The following is a 20,861-nucleotide window of genomic DNA, read 5'->3' as shown; positions in this document are numbered from 1 at the left end:
GCGATGTCGCTCCTTTTTACTTGCTGGTCAGTGGAGAAGAGGCGTTTAGCGCACTTCGATCACATTGAGCATATCCATCTCGTCGATGTCCAACAGGGGTGCTTTAGGTAGCTCCGGCGGATCAAACGCCTTGTCACCCCCATCGATAATGCCGGAATCACGGTTGATGCTCTTGAAGTCAAACAGCGAGTGATCGAGCAGGTGGCTTGGGATCACGTCCTGAATGGCGGTGAACATGGTTTCGATACGACCTGGGAAACGGCGATCCCAATCTTGCATCATCTGCTTGATAGCCTGCCGCTGGAGGTTCTCTTGCGAGCCGCACAGGTTGCACGGAATGATAGGGAAGGTTTTGATCTCGGCGTAGCGCACCAGATCTTTCTCTTTGCAGTAGGCCAACGGGCGGATCACCACGTTCTTGCCATCGTCACTTACCAGTTTCGGGGGCATGGATTTGAGCTTGCCGCCGTAGAACATGTTGAGAAACAGGGTTTCTAGGATGTCATCACGGTGGTGGCCAAGGGCAATTTTGGTACAACCCAGCTCTTGGGCGGTACGATAAAGAATGCCACGGCGCAGGCGAGAGCAGAGCGAGCAGGTGGTTTTACCCTCTGGTACCTTCTCTTTGACGATCGAGTAAGTGTCCTCTTCGACAATTTTGTACTCGATGCCAAGGGTTTTCAGATATTCGGGCAGGACATGTTCGGGAAAACCGGGCTGTTTTTGATCGAGGTTAACGGCAACCAGATCAAAATGGATGGGAGCGCTGGCCTGTAGGTTCAGTAGTATGTCGAGCATACCGAAGCTGTCCTTGCCGCCGGAGAGACAGACCATCACCTTGTCACCCTCTTCAATCATATTGAAGTCAGCAATAGCTTGGCCCACATTGCGCCGAAGGCGCTTTTGCAGTTTGTTGAAACTGTATTTTTCTTTGGCGTTCAGCTCTTCTAGCATGCTCGTAAAACCCAGGACACAAATAAGCGCGTTATTATAGCCATGTCCTGGGGGAGGGCAAGGTGGTGGGGAATCAAAAGGGAGCTAGGATTGCGAGCGGCGGCTCTCGACAGGGCAGATATAGTCGGCCGGTTTGAGGATTAATAGATCGCAAGAGAGGCGGTCTACCACATGCTCTGCGGTGTTGCCGAGTAGCGCCGCAGAGAGGCCAGTTCGGCCGACGCAGCCCATGACCATCAGGTTGGCGTTCAGCTCTTCGGCAAGATCTGGCAGTACCTCTTCTGGTAGCCCTTCGGCGACTCGAGTCCAGAGATGGCCGATCCCAAATTTGTCGGCATGACTTAGCAGCAGGTTTTCATGATGATGTCGAATCGCCTCGTTGTAGGCATGGGGGTCAAATTCAGGGAGCTCAATGGCGACATTCATGGGGGTCCCCGGATAGGTATTAACCAAATAAAGATTGGCGCCTAGCAGTTCAGCGATATCGCTGCCCTCTTGGGTGATCCGCTCGTTAAGTCGTTTTTGATCTGGGTCGTCGCTGGAGCAGTTGATGGCCGCAATCATGTTGCCGCCCCGTTTCCAATGCCCTTCTTTGACAAGGAGAACAGGGCAGGGGCATTTACGCAGCAGGTGCCAGTCCGTGGGGGTAAAGATAAAGGTTTGCAAAAAGTTGTGATGGTGGGTCGCTTTCACCACCAGATCGTGGTGCTGTTCAAGGGCCTCCTGAATGATGCTTTCGAAGGGGCGGTTATGCCAGACGACCTTAATCTCCCACTCAATCTGTTTAGTTTGGTAAGCAGAGACGATGTCGTCTAACCATTCACGACGTTGAGACATGACGCCTTGGCGCATCTCTTCTCGCTCCTCACTCGATAGCATGGCGGTCATCTCATAGGAGAAGTCATAGATGCTGAGTAGCAGTGTCAAGCGTGAATGAGGGTGAAGTTCAGCGATTTTAAAGGCCCGTTCAAGTGCGATTTGTCGCTCTTGTTCTGGGTTGATAACAACCAAAATACGTTGATATGTGACCATCGGCTCCTCCCTAGACTTAGCGGTAAGGGTCTTTTCTTAATTTTAGAGCTTAGTTCAGGAGGGGGTAAACGAATGAGGGCCGGATCAAATTCCAGAAGAAACGATCCGGCTCGTTAAGCGGGATATGTTAGCCGCAAGAAGGTGGCGTTGCCCCCGCCATAACACCCAGTGCGTAATGGTCCAGCACGGTAATGTATTTTCCTTTAACGCTGATAAGACCGGATTTCTGAAAACGGCCGAGCAGCCGACTGATGGTTTCGACGGTGAGGCCTAAATAATTACCAATATCGCCACGAGTCATTGCCAATCGAAACTCTTTTGCCGAGAAGCCACGTTCAGAGAAACGAACCGACAAGTTGTGCAGGAACGCGGCGAGGCGCTCTTCAGCATTTTTCTTAGAAAGCAGTAGGATCATCTCTTGATCGCCCATGATCTCGCTGCTCATCAGGCGCATGATCTGCTGACGTAGCTTAGGCATCTTGCCGGATAGCTCATCCAGTACTTCGAAGGGAATTTCGCACACCATGGCGGTTTCTAGCGCTTGGGCGAAAGAGGGGTGGGCCTGCTTATTAATGGCATCGAATCCAACCAGATCACCAGCCAAGTGGAAAGCGGTGATCTGCTCATCACCCTGCTCGGTGATGGTATAGGATTTTATCGTGCCAGAACGGATAGCGTAGAGTGATTTAAAGTCATCACCCGCCTTGAATAACTCCTCGCCTTTTTGGATCGGTTTTTTGCGCTCAATGATGCTATCAAGCTGATCGAGCTCGTTGTCATTCAAGGTGAAGGGGATACAGAGCTGACTGATGCTGCAATCCTGGCAATGAATTGCACAGCCACCGCTCTGAATACGTCTGCCAGGTTTTTTTTCCGAGATCATAGGCTCATACGAGTTATTGACTTACATCAAACAATCTTACCATCAACCCACTACTTTTGGATAGGATTTCAAAAGGATGCAATACCAATCCAGAGGGTATGACCGCCATAAATCATCAGTAGCAGCGCACTACCAAGGCGCAAGCTACGTAGGGTTAACCAGTAGCGTAAGCGGTCAGCAAGCCCGCCCAGAGCAAACAGTGTAGGCAGGGTGCCTAGGCCAAAAAACAGCATAGTCAGTGCGCCACCACTGACTGAGCCAGCGGCTGCACTCCAGGTCAACATGGAATAGACCAGCCCGCAGGGAAGCCAGCCCCAGACCATACCAAATGGTACGGCCTGCAGCGGGGACTTGAAGGGGAGAAACTTGCCCGCTAGCGGCTTTATATATGGCCAGAGTCTGGCGCCAAGGCGCTCCAGCAGCAGGATGCCGTGCCACCAGCCCGCAAGGTAAAGACCTAAACCAATCATCAGAAGCGCAGCCAGCAGGCGTAGACCTGCGATGGCATGTTTGCCAGCGCCAAGCTCGCTGGTGGTGGCGAGTACCCCGCCTACTAGCGCCCCAGCCAGCACATAGCTGAAGATCCTACCGAGGTTGTAGTTGAACAGGTAAGCGAATCGCCCCCAGAAGTGTTGTTTATTGGCTGGGATGGCCATGGATAGAGCCGCGGAGACACCCCCGCACATGCCGATACAATGGGCGGAGCCCGCGATCCCAACCAATAGGGCCCCGAAAAGATCAAGGTTGTGGGTCATGGTCGGTATGCTTGTTAGGTTGGTGGGCGGGGAGATCTTCATCAAACAGGATGTTGGAGCCTTGGCGGTCGAGATCTTCAAACTGTTCTGAACGAATCGCCCAGAAAAAGACCACCCCCGCGATGATCACAAAGAGAATGGCGATGGGGATCATGACAAAAACAATGTTCATGAGTGATACCTTAGTACTTCATTCGTGGGCAAGGCTCCCCCAAGATAACCGAGAGGGGGGGAGGGGCTCGCCGTTATGGGGTCGAACGGGTGGCCAGATACAAGCGCTGACCACGTTGTTCGTCTGTGATGACCTGCAGGTTTAGCGGTTCAGGCGCATGGAGTTGGTTACCACGATAAGTGAACTTAGCGACATGCCTGCCGCCGCTAAGTATGGCGGCAGTAAACCACAGGCAGCCAGCGGTAGCACTAACAGGTTGTAGCCAATAGACCACACAAAGTTTTCGATAATGATGTGACGGGTGCGCAGCGCTAGGATGCGAGCAGAGATTAAGCGACGAAGATCATCGGCGAGCAAAATGGCATCAGCGCTGTTTTTAGCCAGATCGGTGCCACCCGCCATCGCAAACGAAGCGTGTGCGCCAGCCAACACTGGCGCATCATTGATGCCATCCCCGATCATGATGCTGATCTCTCCTTTGTCTTCACAACCCTTGAGATAGGCCAGTTTGCCATCCGGCGTGACGCCTTTGACCAGCTCATCAACCCCAAGGATGCGTGCAATCTCATCCGCTTGGCCAGAGCCATCGCCTGTTAAGATGGTGGTGGTGAGTCCAGCGGCTTTGAATGATGCGATGAGTACTTGGGCATCGGGGCGCAGGGTATCTTCAAGCTCAAAACATGCCAACAGTTGGCTGTCATCGGCAAGATAGATCGCTAGGCCCGTCGCTCGGTGGGTGGCGTCATTTATGCCAAGCCAGCTGGCGCTGCCAATGCGATAGTGAATCCCCTCAATCCGTCCAGTGATACCGTGGCCGATGACGGGAGTGATTTCGCTGACCGAGGGCAGTACAGCGATGCTATCGGCAGGCAGCCGGAAGGCGCGGGCAATCGGATGCTCCGATTGTGCCTCTAGCGCGCGGGCGATGCTCAAACAGCGGTCAGCATCAAGCGTGCCATGCACAGTGGTGGCGCACAGACGGACTTCCCCCGTGGTTAGGGTGCCCGTTTTATCCATCACGATCCGGTTAGCCTTAGTCAGGATATCCAGCACATGGCCACGACGCAGCAAAATGCCACTGCGGGTCAGATGAGCGGTAGCGGAGGTCAATGCCGTTGGTGTAGCCAGTGACAGAGCACAGGGGCAGGTTGCCACTAGCACGGCGAGGGTGATCCAGAACGCCTGATCCGGTTGATGGAAGTGCCAGAATGTCCAGACGCCTGCGGCAATAAACAGCAGCACCAGAATAAAGTGGCGAGACAGCTGATCGGCCATCTGGGCAATGGCCGGTTTGTCATCGAGGGCATGATCTTGCAGCCGCATGATCTGAGCAATGCGGGACTCTTCGATCCGATGGCTGACTCGGATCTCAAGCGGAGCGTCGGTATTGATGGTCCCAGCATAGACCTGATCACCCGTTTTCCGCAGGTGTGGCAGGTGCTCACCGGTGAGCATGGATTCGTCGACACTGGCACAGCCGTGACAGATGATGCCATCAGCTGGCAGGGTTGAGCCAGCCAGTACCCGTACTCGGTCGCCAACCTGCAAGGTTTTGGCGGCGACCTCTCGCTCGCTTTCAGGGCCTATTAGCGTTGCCATGATGGGGACCAGTCTGGCAAGGTTAGAGCTCGATTCAGAAGCTTTGCGCCGCGCGCGTAACTCGAGAAAACGCCCCAACAGCAGGAAAAAGACAAACATGGTGATGGAGTCGTAATAGACTTCACCGGTATTGAAGATGGTGGCCCACATAGAGGCAACAAAGGCGCCAATCAGTGCCAATGATACGGACACATCCATCGACAAATGCCCCTGCCTAATACTGCGCCAAGCCCCGATATAGAAGGGCTGGGCTGAGTAGATCATGATGGGGGTAGAGAGCAGCAAGCTTATCCACTTGAAGTAGACCATAAACTCCTCTTCGACACTGATGAAGAGGTCCATATAAAGCGCCACCGCGCACATCATTACCTGCATAGAACCGAGGCCAGCGAGCGCTAGCCGGAACATGTAGCTACGCACCTCTTTGGCGTAAAGTGCCTCTTGGGTGTGGGTCTGGAAGGGGTAAGCGCGATAGCCGATCTTGGCAAAGCGCTTAAGGATCTCACTTAGGGAGAGGTGCGCTGGGTCCCACTTAATGCGAGCTCGATGGGTAGTGGTATTCACGTTGATGTAGCGTAGTCCTGCGAGTGTCACCAGATGACGCTCGATTAACCAAGCACAGGCTGCGCAAGTAAGCCCCTCGACGGTCAGCTGAATTTCTCGCACATTGCCGCTGTCAGTCACGAACTCCTGCTGTACTTCGGCTAGGTCATAGTGGCTAAGGGCCGCGAGCTCTGCGGGGACCAATTCCCCTTTGATGCCTGGTGCAGTGCGATGTTCGTAATAACTGGCAAGGCCACACTCCAAAATGGTTTCTGCTACCGCTTGACAGCCGGGGCAGCACATTGGCCTGACGATCCCTTTGATTTCGAGACAATAACTACCAGTGGTGGGCACCGGCTCACCACAGTGAAAACAGCTCGTCATGACTTAACGCCCTTTAGGGTCGAGTTCGACAGGGGCTTGGGTGGGGAATTGAACAGTTTCTTGCAGCCGCCACTCATGGTCAAAAGCATCGACTCGGATATGCCACTTGCCACTCAGTGGCGGGTCAAAATGGAAGCGATAGGTGCCATTGGCATCGGCAGTGATCAAATATTCGCTATCCTGTCCCGCCAACGTCGGGTGGAACAGAGAAAGATAGAGCGCCTGTCCGGTGGGGATCTCACCACTGATTGGCTTGAGAGTCAGCTCACTCCCTTGCACTTCTAGCATAAAGCGGATGTTGAGGGCTTGGGCGCGATCAAATTTACTCAGATCCTGATTGATCTCTTTCCCTTGTTTGTAATAGTCCTCCGCGACCAGATTGACACCATCTTTGCTGGCGATGATGGCGGTGGCGACGCTGCCGATGACGGCGGTAGTGGGGAGGGCGATGATAAACCAGGGCCAGAATTGGCGATACCAAGGTTGGGTCATAGTGTTACAGCCATGAAAGGAGTGATTAAAATGTGCAAGCAACAATGTGGCCAACAAGATAGCAAAAAGCCTCGAGTAGTCGAGGCTTTTTGCTGATTAATCACGTGTTTATCACACGTTACCAACATTACTGCTGCTGGTGAGACAAGCTGTAGACATAAGAGGCCAGTAGATGGACCTTATCTTCACCCAGAATATCTTTCCACGCTGGCATCACACCGTGACGACCATGGGTAATAGTTTGCACGACCACATCGCGAGAACCACCATACAGCCAGATGTTGTTGGTCAGGTCTGGCGCACCGACGGCAACGCCTCCCTTGGCATCAGCACCGTGGCAAGCGGAGCAGACCGCAAAACGGGCTTCGCCCTTCTTGGCTTCAACCAGATCAACCTTGCGGCCAGAGAGACTGAGTACATAAGAAGCAACTTCTTGCACACCTTCTTTCCCGAGGATTTCTCCCCACGCAGCCATGATCCCCTGACGTCCCCCCATAATGGTGGTTTTGATCTGGTCTGGCTGACCGCCCCATTGCCATTCGCTATCCGTTAGATTCGGGAAGCCACGACCACCACGGGCATCAGAACCGTGGCACTGAGAGCAGTTTTGCAAGAACAGGCGTTGCCCAACCTTAATGGCTTCTGGGTCCTTAGCGATCTCGGTGATCTCTTTATAGGTTTTTCCGTCCGCTTGATAGGTAAGCTCGCGGAACTTAGCACCATAGATTTCATCCGCTTTGGCGATCTCGCGGTCGTACTCTACGGCTCGGCCTTCTGCTTTGGCGGATTCATTGGCCGCACGGGATTGTGCCAACGAGCGCACATCTTGGTTGGAGCTTTGCCAGCCTAACAACCCCTTCCAGTTACCTAGTCCTGGGAAAGCAACCAGATAGACCAAGCCAGTGACGATGAAGAAGAGGAACATATAAGTCCACCACTTCGGTAATGGGTTATTGATCTCCTCAATCCCATCGAAGGCATGGCCCATGGGTTTGCCTTCTTCTACACCCATCTTGTCCTTGCGACACCACATCAGCAGCAAGAAACACCCGAGGATAGTCCCCAAGGTGATGACGGTTACGAAAATACTAAACAGAGTGCTCATTATCACTTCGCTCCTGCGTTCTTTTTATCAGCACCAAGTTGTTCATCATCGGCAAACACTAAATTGGCTGCCTCGTCAAACGAGCGCTTGCGACGTTTGCTGTAAGCCCAGACAAAAATGCCAATCATGATGACCATTAACAACAGGGTATAGAGACCACGAAAAGTGCCGTAATCCATCTTCATACTCCTTACTTAAGGGCATGGCCCAGAGATTGAAGATACGCAACCAGGGCTTCAAGCTCCGTTTTACCTTTGACGGCATCCCCTGCGCTTTGAATGTCAGCATCACTGTAGGGCACACCAAAGTGATCACGGAATAGCGCCAATTTTTTACCTGTCATCTCACCTGTCAGTACATTGGTATCGAGCCAAGGGTATCCAGGCATATTGGATTCGGGTACTACGTCGCGTGGATTGATAAGATGGGCGCGGTGCCAGTCATCAGAATAACGCCCCCCCACCCGAGCGAGGTCTGGCCCAGTACGCTTGGAACCCCACAGGAAGGGGTGCTCCCACACGCTCTCACCTGCGACGGAATAGTGGCCATAGCGCTCGGTTTCAGCACGGAATGGACGGATCATCTGGCTATGGCAGTTAGTGCAGCCTTCGCGGATGAACACATCACGGCCTTCCATCTGCAGCGCAGTGTAGGGCTTGAGGCCCTCTACCGGTTCCGTGGTCTGCTTTTGAAAGAACAACGGGGTGATTTCAACCAAGCCACCTAAGCTGATGGCGAAAATGATGCCAACCACCAGCATAGGAACGCTTTTTTCAAATATTTCGTGACGATTATTGTTACTCATGCGTTGACCTCTTCAATCATGCTGGCTGGGCGACAGGTTCCAGAGAACCTTTGGGCGCAGTAATGGTGCGGTAGGCGTTGTAGGCCATCAGCAACATGCCGGTGACGAAGAAGCAGCCACCTAAGAAGCGCACGAAATAGAAGGGATAAGAGGCCTGCAGGGCTTCGACAAAGCTATAGGTCAGGGTGCCGTCATCGTTAACTGCACGCCACATCAGCCCTTGCATTACACCAGAAATCCACATGGCAACGATATAGAGCACGGTGCCGACTGTCGCCAGCCAGAAGTGCACGTTGATGAGCTTGACGCTATACATGCGGCCTTGGCCAAAAAGGTTCGGGATCAGGTGGTAAACAGCACCGATAGATACCATTGCTACCCAACCGAGGGCACCTGAGTGTACGTGGCCAACAGTCCAGTCGGTGTAGTGGGAGAGGGCGTTGACGGTTTTGATCGCCATCATCGGACCTTCGAAGGTCGACATACCGTAGAACGATAAGGAGACGATCAGGAAGCGCAAGATAGGGTCATAACGCAGTTTGTGCCAAGCACCGGAGAGGGTCATGATGCCATTGATCATGCCACCCCAAGAGGGCACGAACAGGATCAGAGACATCACCATGCCCAGCGACTGAGCCCAGTCAGGCAGCGCGGTGTAGTGCAGGTGATGTGGGCCAGCCCAGATATAAAGGGAGATGAGTGCCCAGAAGTGCACGATGGAGAGGCGATAGGAGTAAACCGGACGACCGGCTTGCTTGGGGACGAAGTAGTACATCATCCCCAGGAAGCCGGCGGTCAGCAGGAAGCCTACCGCGTTGTGGCCATACCACCATTGCACCATGGCATCCATGGCGCCGGAGTACATGGAGTAGGACTTCATGCCGGAGAGCGGCACTTCCATATTGTTGACGATGTGCAGCACGGCCACGGTGATGATGAATGCGCCAAAGAACCAGTTCGCTACATAGATGTGGGAGGTAGTACGTTTGATCAAGGTGCCAAAGAAAACGATGGCATAAGCGACCCACACAACCGTAATGGCGATATCAATTGGCCACTCAAGCTCCGCATACTCTTTTGCCGTGGTGAACCCTAAAGGCAAAGAGATGGCTGCAGAGAGAATGATTGCCTGCCATCCCCAAAATACGAAGGATGCAAGCGGCCCACCAAACAGCCTAACTTGGCAGGTACGTTGTACGACGTAAAAAGAGGTTGCCATCAGTGCACTGACACCAAAGGCAAAAATAACGGCGTTCGTGTGTAGAGGACGAAGTCGGCTGTATGTCAGCCACGGGGTTTCGAAGTTAAGAGCAGGCCAGATTAACTGAGCTGCGATCAGTACACCTACCGACATGCCGACAATCCCCCAGACAATCGTCATGACGGTGAACTGGCGAACTACGGTGTAGTTGTACTCAGGATGGTTAGTTGTATGGCTCATCGTTGTATTCCGCTTCCGATGCTGCTGTTGTTTGATTTATGTCCGCAATGGAGGACCGATTCCAATTGCTACCGTCTCACCTTGTTAACTACTGTTAAAGAAAGGAAAAACAAAAAGTAGCTAAATGAAAATCCATTGAGAATGATACTGAACCGACAGGTAAAATAACAGTATAAACAGTGATATATTTGGTGCGAGCAGATGCGTTTTAAGCGTATTTTTACCTTGCTGAAGATCACGAAAATGGCATTTTAATGGCAATATTTACGGGTTTTATTCATGAAAGAGAGACTTAGTTCACGAAAATTAATGCACATTGCACTAGTGCTTAGCGTATTACTTTCCTTGTTCGCTTATCGGACGTGGTTCTGGACTGAAAAAAATCTGCCGCGCGATATTAGAAAAGATCAAAAATGTGATCTTTCGCATGGCACTTGTATGACCATGGTCGCGGATAAAGCACTCTTAACAACGGTCGTTAACTTACCAATTAAGCCTGAACATGAGTTTTTTCTGCATCTTAAAGGAGGTGATCCCAATATCAAGCCGAAACAAGCGTGGCTAGAAGGGCGTGACATGTTTATGGGGCGGATCCCGATCGTTTTTGAATCGGTAGCGGAGGGATGGCAAGGGCGTGGGGTAGTCGGAAGTTGCACTTCGCCCCTTATGGTGTGGTTACTGAATATCGAGTGGAGTAATGGTGAGAAACAGCAAGTTGCGCTCTCTGTAAGGCAGTAATAATTCTTGTTGCGTTGATTTTTACGCGGACAAAAAATTAAAGAGCATTGAATTTTTTAATAACGTCGCTAAGTTACCTAGGTTCTTTTACCAGTAAAGTGCAATTTAACATGAGTGAAAAACAGCCATTTTACCATTACTTACACCAGCAAGTCCGCGCCTTACTTGATGGTGAGGCAGACTTGATTGCCAAATTGGCCAATTTATCCGCTCTTCTTAAGCAAGAGCTACCTAGTATCAATTGGGTTGGTTTTTATTTGTTAAAAGACGATGAATTAGTGCTTGGTCCTTTTCAGGGCAAGCCAGCCTGTTTTCGAATCCCGGTTGGTCGTGGTGTGTGCGGGTCGGCGATTGTGCAAGGTAAGACTTTGCGAATCAATGATGTCCATCAATTTGATGGTCACATTGCTTGCGATAGTGCGAGTAACGCCGAGATTGTTATCCCTATCCGCCATAGTGGTAAAATAATTGGTTTATTGGACATTGATAGCCCAAATTTCAATCGTTTTGATCTGCAAGACCAGCTCGGCTTAGAAGAAACGATGCTAATTTTGGAAAGCATGCTCTAACTCATTGTTTAGATAGTTCGCAAAAGGCCCCAAGCGCTTTATAATAGGCGCCTTTGATGTTGTGCTCGGGAAGTGCCCGTGCGTTTTTACGAAAGCCAAGGTTATACATGGAAAACACAGAGAAGCTGAAGAACAGTAAAGAGATCGTTGCCTACTTGGTCGAGAAGTTTCCGGCCTGCTTCGTTGCTGAAGGAGAGGCGAAACCACTCAAAATTGGTATTTTCCAAGATTTGGCGGAGCGTCTTGCTGATGATGCCAAGGTTTCAAAGACCATGCTAAGGTCTGCCCTGCGTCAATATACCTCTAGCTGGCGTTATCTACATGGTCTGAAAGCAGGGCAAGCTCGTGTTGACTTGGATGGTAATTTAGGTGAGTTATTGACCGAAGAGCATATTGAGCATGCCCGGCAAGCACTAAAAGAAAGCAAAGAGCGAGTGTTTGCGAATCGTCGAGTCAATGCTAAAGAAGCTAAAGAAAAGGGTGAGCAAGGTGATAAGGCTAAAAAAAATCATCGTATTACTTCACGTAATATAGTGTCAGTTCCTAATGCAGCGACTCAGCCTAAAGAGCAAAACAAGGCTCCTAGCGCTGATACTTCTCTGGTGAAAGTAGACATAACCACTCTTAAGGTCGGTCAAGGTGTTCGTGTTGTAATGGGTAAATCCCCTGTTGCCGGAACCATCAAAGAAGTGACAAGAGATGACGTTCAGGTACAGCTGCAAACTGGCATGACGTTAAGGGTAAAATCAGATCACTTGGTTCTCTAAGGAGAGACATGTTGAAGCATGGTGTAATTCGTTTTTCTCTCGTTGCTTATGGCTTAGCGTTTGCTGGGCTCGTTCAGGCTATCGAGCCGGTGCTCAAGGAAACTGATTTGCCTGTGTTGGCTCAAGAGAGCCAACATGCTACTGCTAGCAAGCGAATTGCTAACCTGTTTACCCGCTCCCACTACAAGCAATTTAAGCTTGATGACTCTTTTTCCTCAGTTATTTACGATAAATATCTAGAAAATCTAGATTTTAGCCGTCACTTACTGCTTGCTTCAGACATTAGTCGTTTTGAAAAGTATCGTAAGAGCTTTGATTCCGATATAGAACGCGGGCGCTTGGCCCCTGCGTACGAAATGTTCAATCTCAGTCAACAACGTCGTTATGAACGCTTTAAATTTGCTCTTGCACTGCTCGAAACGCCTTTTGACTTTACTCAACCAGATAATTATCTCTTTGAGCGAGAGGGGGCAGCGTGGCCGCGCGATGAAGCTGAGCTCAACGAGCTATGGCGCCAGCGTGTTAAGTTTGATGCGTTAAGCCTTAAGCTGAGTGGGAAAGAATGGCCTGAAATAAAGGAACTGCTCGGTAAACGCTACAACAATGTCATTAAGCGAATGTCTCAAACCGAGAGCGAAGATGTATTTCAGCTTTTTATGAACTCTTTCGCCCGTGCCATTGAGCCCCATACTAGCTACCTTTCTCCACGCAATGCCGATCGCTTCAATACAGAAATGAACCTATCACTTGAAGGCATAGGGGCTGTATTACAAGGCGAAGATGACTTTACTGTGATCCGCTCTTTAGTGCCGGGTGGACCTGCCGCTAAATCTAATAGCCTCAAGCCAGACGACAAAATTACGGGGGTAGCGCAGGAAGACGGCAAAATTGTCGATGTGATTGGCTGGCGTCTTGATGATGTTGTTGAACTCATTAAGGGACCCAAAGGAAGTAAGGTTAAGCTGGAAATCCAGCGTGGCAAGGGGGCCGCAGCCAAGAGCGAGCAGATTGAGCTGACTCGTGACAAGGTTCGCCTTGAAGATCGCGCCGCCAAGTCCAAGGTGATCAGTACTGAAGGTAAAAAAATTGGTGTCATCGAGATCCCTAGTTTTTACGTTAATCTGCACGATGATGTGATTAAAGAACTCTCTAGCCTCAACAAAAAGAACATTGACGGATTGATCATTGATCTGCGCGGTAATGGCGGTGGTGCCCTGACGGAAGCTTCTGCATTGAGCGGTCTCTTCTTCGACAGTGGCCCGGTGGTGCAAATTCGTGATCACATGGGGCGTATTACGGTCAATGGCGACGATGATGGCAATGTCTACTACGACGGTCCTATGTCGGTGATGATTGATCGCTATAGTGCTTCGGCCTCCGAGATTTTTGCTGCCGCTATGCAGGATTATGGGCGTGCTTTGATATTGGGTGAAAACTCGTTCGGCAAGGGAACTGTGCAGCAGCATCGTAGCCTTGCCAAGGTCTATGACTTTTACGAGCAACCTCTGGGCCATGTGCAGTATACCATCGCCAAGTTCTACCGGATCGATGGTGGCAGTACTCAGAACAAAGGTGTTGCACCAGATATCAATTTCCCAACACCGGTTTCACCGGAAGAGACAGGCGAGAGCCGTGAGTTCAATGCATTACCATGGGATAAGATAGCATCAGCTCAGTATGATAAGCTTGGTGACTTTTCAGGTTTATTGCCTAAGTTAAAGGCAGCGCACGATGCGCGCATAGCGAAAGATCCTGAATTTGCCTATGTACGGCAAGATATTGCTGACTATCAAGCTGACAAGGATAAAAAGTCAGTTTCCCTCAATGAAGCTGAACGTGTTGCAGAACAGGCTCAGCAGGATGAAAAGACGCTCAAGCGAACAAATGAGCGTTTGGTTCGTCTCGGTAAGTCCCCAATCAAGAGTCTTGATGATCTACCAAACGATTTTGAAGCACCTGATGAGTATTTATCTGAGGCAGCCAATATCACTGCTGATATGGCCAATCTCATAAGGCCGAAGTGATCAGTTTTTTCTAGGAAAATGAATTTTACGACTAAAAGTCCGAGATATTGAGTCATATCTCGGACTTTTATTTTGTTTCATATTTGATTGTGACCTATCTAAGCGGATAGCTATTAATAGAAACTCAGAACTGCTCTGACTCTATCTGTTCTCATCCTAACTAATACGCAGTCATCTCGATATACATCCTCTTATCGTAACGAAAGCTCATTGCTCACGCTGCTTTGCCTTCTTGCGTCTTGATATGATGACTTGATCATTATCATGGGCGATATCAAAGCGATATTGTCGGGTTAGTGGGTGTCGTCTTGAGCTGATTAATTTCGGTACAATACCCGCCCCTTTAACGTAAAAATCATCGCACCATGTCAACACCCGCTCACCGCCGCCACGATATGTCAGACCGTGTCTGGGCCTTACTCGAACCTCATCTCTTGGGACAAAAAGGTCAATGGGGCCGTGTGGCTCGTTTATCAACGCTGTTTTCTGGATTTTGCGCACAGGGGTCCTTGGTAATCAGGATATGGGGGTCACCAAGGGGGTCAAACAGCAAGCTCCATTTGATAGTCGACGGACATGGCATGCCGATAAAATGCCTCATTACATCGGGTACGACCGCAGATTGTACGCAAGCTGCGGCCTTGATTGACGGCTTGGAAGCCGCGTATCTCTTGGCGGACAGGGGGTATGATACCAATGGGTTGATAGATACCGCCCGCGCCCTGGGGATGGAGCCGGTTATTCCTTCCAAACGGAATCATAAGGAACGACAGGGAGCTTTATCGAGCAGAGCATTTGGTGGAAAACGCCTTTCTTCATCTGAAGCAATGGCGAGGCATTGCCACAAGATACGCCAAAATACGAGCTCATTTGTAACCGATGTGCAGATCCGCTGCGCATACCTACTTGGGCTTCAATCTTATGACGACATCCCCTAGGTGTTCAGTCCCAGAGAGTCATGGTGCATTATTGGACTCTTATCAGGAGGATGCACTTTGGCAGCAGGTCTTCATGGCTCAGCCCGCACAACACCGAGAATTCGAGCCGAGCTCCAAGCGTCGAAAGAGTCGACGCGCAAACTTGCCGCTCGATACGGATTGAACGTCAAGACCGTCGCTAAATGGCGCTCTCGAACCACCACCACGGACAAGCCGATGGGGCCGACCAACCCCAGATGTGCTCATCTGTCAAAGGAGGAAGAGGAAATGGTCGTGGAGTTCAGGCGACGAACCCTTCTGCCTCTGGACGACTTGTTGGGGCATTTGCGCGAAGCCCTCCCACAACTAACTCGCAGTGCCCTTCATCGCTGTCTTATACGACATGGCATTAGCAAGCGACCCAATCAGCAACAGAACAAAAACCAACGTGGACAGTTTGAACCGACAGAAATGGGTTACTTGCATATCGACAGTTGCGAGTTACGTCTGGAGGAAGGCAAGCAACACATGTTTTTGGCCATTGATCGTGTCACCAAATTTACCCACGTGGCGTTTTTTGACGCGCCGACCAAGCAAAATGGAGCTGCATTTCTTGAGGAAGTTGTGGCGGTCTACCCATACACCATTCATACCGTCCTCACAGACAACGGTATCGCCTTCACAGAGCAGGCAAGATACAGGAATGGCCCAACCAACCGTCTCGTTGGGCACGTTTTTGATCGGGTTTGCCGTCAACATGGCATAAAGCACAAACTGACCAAGCCATATCATCCATGGACCAATGGGCAGGCCGAACGAATGAACCGAACGGTGAAAGACGCCACAATAAAGTCTTTTCACTATCCAGACTTCGATGCATTGAAGGCCCATGTGCGGGCCTTTATCACTGCTTACAACTTCGCGAAGCATCTAAAAGCCCTGAGATGGAGAACCCCGTTTAAAACTATCTGCGATGCCTGGATTAAAACACCGGATCGTTTCAAGCTTCAACCGCACCACCTCATTCCGGGACCATACACCTAGGTCTAAATATAAAAAAATCCGGAATCCATAACAGATTCCGGATTTTCGTACTAAATCAAGGATGGATAGTCTTTATCCATCATTGGAGATAATACTCAAGGGCGGCCAGGTGGGCAGGTAGCTGCGCTAATGGCTGCAGTGCTACCAGCATGACGGCCTGAGCTAAGCACCGTACCGCGGACAAGTGGTGGATGATTAACTTGTTCGCGGGCTGTGTACTCTGGCGCTTGCGCCGGAGTGGCCATTGGTGCAGAAGCTTTACGTGCTCTAGCTAGCAAGCCTGCACCATGTTTAACCTGCTTAGTCACTGGGGCTGCGTCAGAGGGGGTTACTACTGTTTGGGCTACTGCTTCAATGGTTTCAACAACTGGTGCAACAGGCTCAATAACAGAAGTATTGTCGACTAATGTCGTCACCGACGTGACCTCTACCTGATCTATCACCTCACTAGGAACGATAGCGATCGCAGCTTGTTGTTCACAGGCTACATCGTCGACAGCAAAGTCAGACACGGTGTGCTCTGTGAGCGCAGCGGAAGCTTGTACTGCTGCAGCAATCGCATCCGCACTTGGCATTGTGATCACAGTTTCAGCAGAGCTTTCTATGCTTATCTCGGTACTTGCCTCCTCGAGGGTTGTGAACCGAGATGGTGCTACAGGTTGCTCGCTCTCATTATGTTGGTTAACGTCGTCACTGTGGCGTTTGCGGCGTTGTCCTTCGATACGTTGGGTACGAGGAGTGCGACGTGAACGACGCAGATTTGACTCTTGCTCATCTCGCTGCTTATCTGCAGCTTCACCTGTACTGACAGCAGCAACATCAATAGGTAAGTCAGGTGTATCCGATGCGACTACATCGACTCGAACCTGTTTACGTAGCTGGCGACGCTCACGGCGTTCGGCGACTTTTTGCTCCTTTTCATGATGTACATGAGCGGAGGTGTCAATATTCTCGATATCAACTTTTGTCTCAGAACGCACTTCACGCGATGGACGAGGTACCCGGGGCTGACGTTCCGCTCTCTGCTCATTACGTTCCGTGGTGGTGTCACGTTCTGGTCGTTGCTCGCGCTCTTTACGTGGACGACGACTACGGCTTTCTACGTTATCTCGCTCGTTACTTTCGCGCTTCTCTGAACGCTCTACTGCGGAACGATGACGGTTGTTACGACTATCGTCACGGTTAGAACGCTGAGCACGATTGTCATGACGCTGTTGGTTATGACTCTCATCTTTGCGGGTAGAAGAGGCTAAAACGTGCTTCTCGGTAGCCGCATTCACGCTGTCGGGGTTAGCTTCACTGCTAAAGAAACGTGAGATACCCTTGAGCATTTTACTGATGAAGCCGGTGTTTTCTCCAACCGCCGCAGGTCGCTGTAATGCAACGGGCGCGGGTTGTACGGGCTGGACAAAGCCTTGCAGTAATGGCTGTTCACGTTCGGTGATTTGAGTCGGTTTCGGCTGGTAGACCGGTTTGGTGATCTCGGTTTTCAGCTCGTAACTCGCCGCCTCTGGGATCTCGTTCTGACGAATGCGAGTCACTTCGTAGTGCGGGGTTTCCAGGTGTTGGTTCGGAATGATGTAAACACGCACATCATTGCGTTGTTCCAGACTGGCGATGGCGGCACGCTTCTCGTTAAGCAAATAGGCGGCAACATCCACCGGCACCTGACCGTGAACCTGCTCGGTATTGTCCTTCATGGCCTCTTCTTCGATGAGACGCAGGATGGACAGGGCGAGGGATTCGTTGTCACGGATCACCCCTTGACCTTGGCAACGGGGGCAGATATGGCTGCTGGACTCGTTGAGGGAGGGACGCAGACGCTGGCGAGACATCTCCAGCAGACCGAAACGGGAGATCCGACCCAGTTGGATACGGGCGCGATCCTGATGAACCGCTTCACGCAGACGGTTTTCCACCTCACGCTGATGGCGCACCGGCGTCATGTCGATGAAGTCGATAACAATCAGACCACCCAAGTCGCGCAGACGTAATTGACGGGCAATTTCGTCGGCCGCTTCCAAGTTAGTTTGCAGCGCTGTCTCTTCGATATCGCCGCCCTTGGTGGCGCGGGAGGAGTTAATGTCGATAGAGGTCAGGGCTTCGGTCGGATCGATAACGATGCTGCCGCCGGAGGGGAGACGCACTTCACGCTGGAAGGCTGATTCAATCTGGCTCTCAATCTGGAAGTGGTTGAACAGGGCAACTTCACCCTTGTACAGCTTCACTCGGTTGAGGAAATCGGGACGTACCAGCTCGATATGCGCCTTGGCGCGTTCGAAAATCACTGGGTTGTCGATTAGAATCTCGCCCACATCTCGACGCAGATAGTCCCGAATGGCACGGACGATCACGTTGCTTTCTTGGTGGATCAGTACCGGTGCAGCGCGCTCCTGGGAGGCTTTGTGGATGGAATCCCAATGGTTGAGTAGCACGTTCAGATCCCACTCCAGCTCTTCCGGAGACTTGCCCACACCGGCGGTACGCACGATCAGGCCCATGCCTTCCGGCACGGTCAATCCGTTCAGGGCTTCTTTGAGCTCAGTCCGCTCATCACCCTCAATGCGGCGAGAAATACCCCCTGCACGAGGATTGTTGGGCATCAGAACCAAGTAGCTACCAGCTAGACTGATAAAGGTGGTGAGGGCAGCCCCCTTGGTACCACGCTCTTCTTTGTCGATCTGGACGATCACTTCCTGACCTTCGCGGACCACTTCTTTGATGTTGGGACGACCCTGATAGGAGTAACCGGATGGGAAGTAATTGCGGGCGATCTCCTTCAACGGCAGGAAACCGTGGCGCTCGGCGCCGTAGTCGACAAAAGCAGCTTCTAGGCTGGGCTCTACGCGGGTGATCTTACCCTTGTAAATGTTCGCTTTTTTCTGCTCGTGTCCCGGACTTTCGATATCTAAATCGTAGAGCTGTTGTCCATCAACCAGCGCTACGCGCAACTCCTCTTCTTGAGTTGCGTTGATCAGCATTCTTTTCATTGAGTTCTCATTATTGTGTCATTTTGATTTCCTCCGTCTGGGTCCAGCCAGCGCCGGCCTCGGGTCTTCAGCATACTGGAGCAACCTCCCGGTTGGGGTATGCATGAGGCGCAAACTAAGGGCTTTCTGGTCACCCCTTCTCGAGAAAGGGTAAAAGGATACCGAAACGGAGACAAATAAATGGTGATGTCGTGTTTTCCATGCGTTGTACCTCGCACCCATGCACCGGTAAGTTGTTATAAATACGGTATTTCGGGATTGGGTGGCATACTCTTTGGCCACTTAGTACAAGGTTTGAACACAATGACAAAACCTTGTTGATTATCCCATTTAAACCTCTTTTATAGCAAGGAGCCATTTTTCAACAAAGCAGCAGCCAAGGGGCGCTGGCAGTGGTAAAATCCGCGGCATGACACAGATACATCAACAAGTGCAGCTGCTCACCATCGAAGCTGAGCATGACGGGCAGCGCATCGATAACTTTCTTAAGACTCAGTTAAAGGGTGTCCCCAAGAGCCTGATCTATCGCATTATTCGCAAAGGGGAAGTGCGGGTAAACAAAAAGCGCATCAAACCGGAGTACAAACTCTGCGCAGGTGACGCGGTGCGGGTGCCCCCCGTACGCGTTGCCGAGAGGAATGAGCTGCCTTCGGCTAACCTCAGCGTTATTCAGCGTCTGGAGAGCCAGATCCTGTTCGAAGATGATGCCATGATCGTGCTCAACAAACCCTCTGGTATGGCCGTGCATGGCGGCAGTGGCTTGAGTTTTGGTGTTATCGAGGGGCTGCGGGCCTTGCGTCCAGAAGCCCGTTTCCTTGAACTGGTTCATCGACTGGATCGCGACACTTCCGGCGTGCTGCTGGTAGCCAAAAAGCGGAGTGCCCTGCGTAGCCTGCATGAGCAGTTGCGAGTGAAGACCATGCGCAAACAATATCTGGCGCTAGTGCGCGGCAAATGGCAGGCCCACGTTAAGGTTGTCAATGCACCGCTGCGGAAAAACGATCTGCAATCTGGTGAGCGGGTAGTGCGGGTCAGCGCTGATGGCAAGCCCTCGGAAACGCGATTTCGGATCGTGCGTCAATTTGCCGAAGCGACCCTGGTCGAATGCAGCCCTATCACCGGCCGTACCCACCAGATCCGGGTGCACACTCTTCATACCGGTCACCCGATCGCCTGTGACGATAAGTACGGTGAAGCGGTGTTTGACGAGAGAATGCGCAGCCAAGGACTAAAACGGCTCTTTCTGCATGCTTGGATGTTGACCTTTGCCCACCCTGTCGATGGCAGAGAGATAAAAATTGAAGCTCCGTTGTCACTCGAGCTGGAAACCTTCCTCAACGGATTAGCTCGTTGAGCGCAATATGGTGATGGTAAGGGACGATCTACCCAATGACGGGTGGCTAGATAACAGAGCAAGCCAGAAGCAAGCATACCGTTCGCAATGTGCTATTCCCTAGGGGCTGTCGTCATAAGATAGAGGCCCATAAATACGCGCAGCGGAGCTGTACTGCGGCTACAAACGAGCTCGTGTTTTTCGCGTATCTTGTGGCAATACCTCGCCATTGCTTCAGATGAAGGAAGGCGTTTTCAACTAAATGCCTTGCCCGATAAAGCTCCCTGTCGTGCTCTCGTTGTTCCTTACGATTC

Annotated in this window: 19 protein-coding genes and 2 pseudogenes; 8 read left to right on the top strand and 13 right to left on the bottom strand. The window is 51.3% G+C overall.

Annotation, left to right across the window (positions count from 1 at the left end):
• Nucleotides 1-45: 45 nt before the first annotated feature.
• The 11 genes from ttcA to ccoN all read right to left on the bottom strand — a co-directional run bounded on the left by ttcA (nt 46) and on the right by ccoN (nt 10,165).
• Complete coding sequence (gene ttcA / locus CUC53_RS08445) at nt 46-954, bottom strand: tRNA 2-thiocytidine(32) synthetase TtcA (protein WP_100293746.1); 909 nt, start codon at nt 952-954, stop codon at nt 46-48.
• Between the two features lie 84 nt (nt 955-1,038).
• Nucleotides 1,039-1,986: a universal stress protein UspE gene (gene uspE, locus CUC53_RS08440; RefSeq protein ID WP_100293745.1), complete on the bottom strand. Its 948-nt coding sequence runs from the start codon at nt 1,984-1,986 to the stop codon at nt 1,039-1,041.
• A gap of 127 nt (nt 1,987-2,113) precedes the next feature.
• Nucleotides 2,114-2,869, bottom strand: a complete 756-nt coding sequence (locus tag CUC53_RS08435) for an FNR family transcription factor (protein WP_100293744.1) — start codon at nt 2,867-2,869, stop codon at nt 2,114-2,116.
• Between the two features lie 68 nt (nt 2,870-2,937).
• Complete coding sequence (locus CUC53_RS08430; protein WP_100293743.1) at nt 2,938-3,624, bottom strand: sulfite exporter TauE/SafE family protein; 687 nt, start codon at nt 3,622-3,624, stop codon at nt 2,938-2,940.
• Complete coding sequence (gene ccoS / locus CUC53_RS08425) at nt 3,608-3,796, bottom strand: cbb3-type cytochrome oxidase assembly protein CcoS (RefSeq protein WP_100293742.1); 189 nt, start codon at nt 3,794-3,796, stop codon at nt 3,608-3,610. Before ccoS ends, CUC53_RS08430 begins: the two co-directional genes overlap by 17 nt.
• A 141-nt stretch (nt 3,797-3,937) precedes the next feature.
• Entirely contained in the window at nt 3,938-6,322 is a 2,385-nt protein-coding gene (locus CUC53_RS08420) for a heavy metal translocating P-type ATPase (protein ID WP_100293741.1), read from the bottom strand.
• A 3-nt stretch (nt 6,323-6,325) separates the two neighbouring features.
• Entirely contained in the window at nt 6,326-6,814 is a 489-nt protein-coding gene (locus tag CUC53_RS08415) for a FixH family protein (protein WP_100293740.1), read from the bottom strand.
• Nucleotides 6,815-6,941: 127 nt separating this feature from the next.
• Nucleotides 6,942-7,919, bottom strand: a complete 978-nt coding sequence (gene ccoP / locus CUC53_RS08410) for a cytochrome-c oxidase, cbb3-type subunit III (RefSeq protein WP_100293739.1) — start codon at nt 7,917-7,919, stop codon at nt 6,942-6,944.
• A 2-nt stretch (nt 7,920-7,921) separates the two neighbouring features.
• Nucleotides 7,922-8,098 (bottom strand): cbb3-type cytochrome oxidase subunit 3, encoded by a 177-nt coding sequence (locus CUC53_RS08405; RefSeq protein ID WP_100293738.1) that lies wholly within the window; start codon nt 8,096-8,098, stop codon nt 7,922-7,924.
• An 11-nt stretch (nt 8,099-8,109) separates the two neighbouring features.
• The gene (gene ccoO / locus CUC53_RS08400; protein ID WP_100293737.1) at nt 8,110-8,724 is read right to left on the bottom strand and encodes a cytochrome-c oxidase, cbb3-type subunit II; all 615 of its coding nucleotides are present in this window, start codon (nt 8,722-8,724) and stop codon (nt 8,110-8,112) included.
• 16 nt (nt 8,725-8,740) lie between these two features.
• Complete coding sequence (gene ccoN / locus CUC53_RS08395; protein ID WP_100293736.1) at nt 8,741-10,165, bottom strand: cytochrome-c oxidase, cbb3-type subunit I; 1,425 nt, start codon at nt 10,163-10,165, stop codon at nt 8,741-8,743.
• Nucleotides 10,166-10,444: 279 nt separating this feature from the next.
• Between ccoN and CUC53_RS08390 the strand changes: the two genes are divergently transcribed.
• The 7 genes and pseudogenes from CUC53_RS08390 (at nt 10,445) to CUC53_RS08365 (ending at nt 16,224) form a co-directional block, all read left to right on the top strand.
• Complete coding sequence (locus tag CUC53_RS08390; protein WP_100293735.1) at nt 10,445-10,903, top strand: hypothetical protein; 459 nt, start codon at nt 10,445-10,447, stop codon at nt 10,901-10,903.
• 110 nt (nt 10,904-11,013) lie between these two features.
• Nucleotides 11,014-11,472, top strand: a complete 459-nt coding sequence (locus CUC53_RS08385; protein ID WP_100293734.1) for a GAF domain-containing protein — start codon at nt 11,014-11,016, stop codon at nt 11,470-11,472.
• A 107-nt stretch (nt 11,473-11,579) separates the two neighbouring features.
• On the top strand, nt 11,580-12,239 hold the full coding sequence (gene proQ, locus CUC53_RS08380; RefSeq protein ID WP_100293733.1) for an RNA chaperone ProQ: 660 nt from the start codon (nt 11,580-11,582) through the stop codon (nt 12,237-12,239).
• A gap of 8 nt (nt 12,240-12,247) precedes the next feature.
• On the top strand, nt 12,248-14,263 hold the full coding sequence (prc, locus tag CUC53_RS08375) for a carboxy terminal-processing peptidase (protein ID WP_100293732.1): 2,016 nt from the start codon (nt 12,248-12,250) through the stop codon (nt 14,261-14,263).
• A gap of 365 nt (nt 14,264-14,628) precedes the next feature.
• A pseudogene (locus tag CUC53_RS19565) lies at nt 14,629-14,765 on the top strand (IS5/IS1182 family transposase); the annotation flags it as partial.
• A gap of 9 nt (nt 14,766-14,774) precedes the next feature.
• Nucleotides 14,775-15,188 (top strand): annotated as a pseudogene (locus CUC53_RS08370) (IS5 family transposase); the annotation flags it as partial.
• Nucleotides 15,189-15,258: 70 nt separating this feature from the next.
• The gene (locus CUC53_RS08365) at nt 15,259-16,224 is read left to right on the top strand and encodes an IS481 family transposase (RefSeq protein ID WP_100293731.1); all 966 of its coding nucleotides are present in this window, start codon (nt 15,259-15,261) and stop codon (nt 16,222-16,224) included.
• 95 nt (nt 16,225-16,319) lie between these two features.
• Here the strand turns inward: CUC53_RS08365 and rne are convergent, their stop codons facing one another.
• A complete protein-coding gene (gene rne / locus CUC53_RS08360; protein ID WP_100293730.1) occupies nt 16,320-19,214 on the bottom strand; it encodes a ribonuclease E in 2,895 nt (964 codons plus the stop codon).
• 409 nt (nt 19,215-19,623) lie between these two features.
• Between rne and rluC the strand changes: the two genes are divergently transcribed.
• Entirely contained in the window at nt 19,624-20,568 is a 945-nt protein-coding gene (gene rluC / locus CUC53_RS08355; protein WP_100293729.1) for a 23S rRNA pseudouridine(955/2504/2580) synthase RluC, read from the top strand.
• Nucleotides 20,569-20,680: 112 nt separating this feature from the next.
• Here the strand turns inward: rluC and CUC53_RS08350 are convergent.
• On the bottom strand, nt 20,681-20,861 hold a 181-nt coding region (locus CUC53_RS08350; protein ID WP_157798231.1), incomplete at its 5' end, for a transposase.

This window comes from Aeromonas cavernicola, from assembly GCF_002795305.1.
Lineage (GTDB): Bacteria > Pseudomonadota > Gammaproteobacteria > Enterobacterales > Aeromonadaceae > Aeromonas > Aeromonas cavernicola.
The sequence above is the reverse complement of the archived record's forward strand: the minus strand, read 5'-3'. Positions and strand labels throughout refer to the sequence as shown.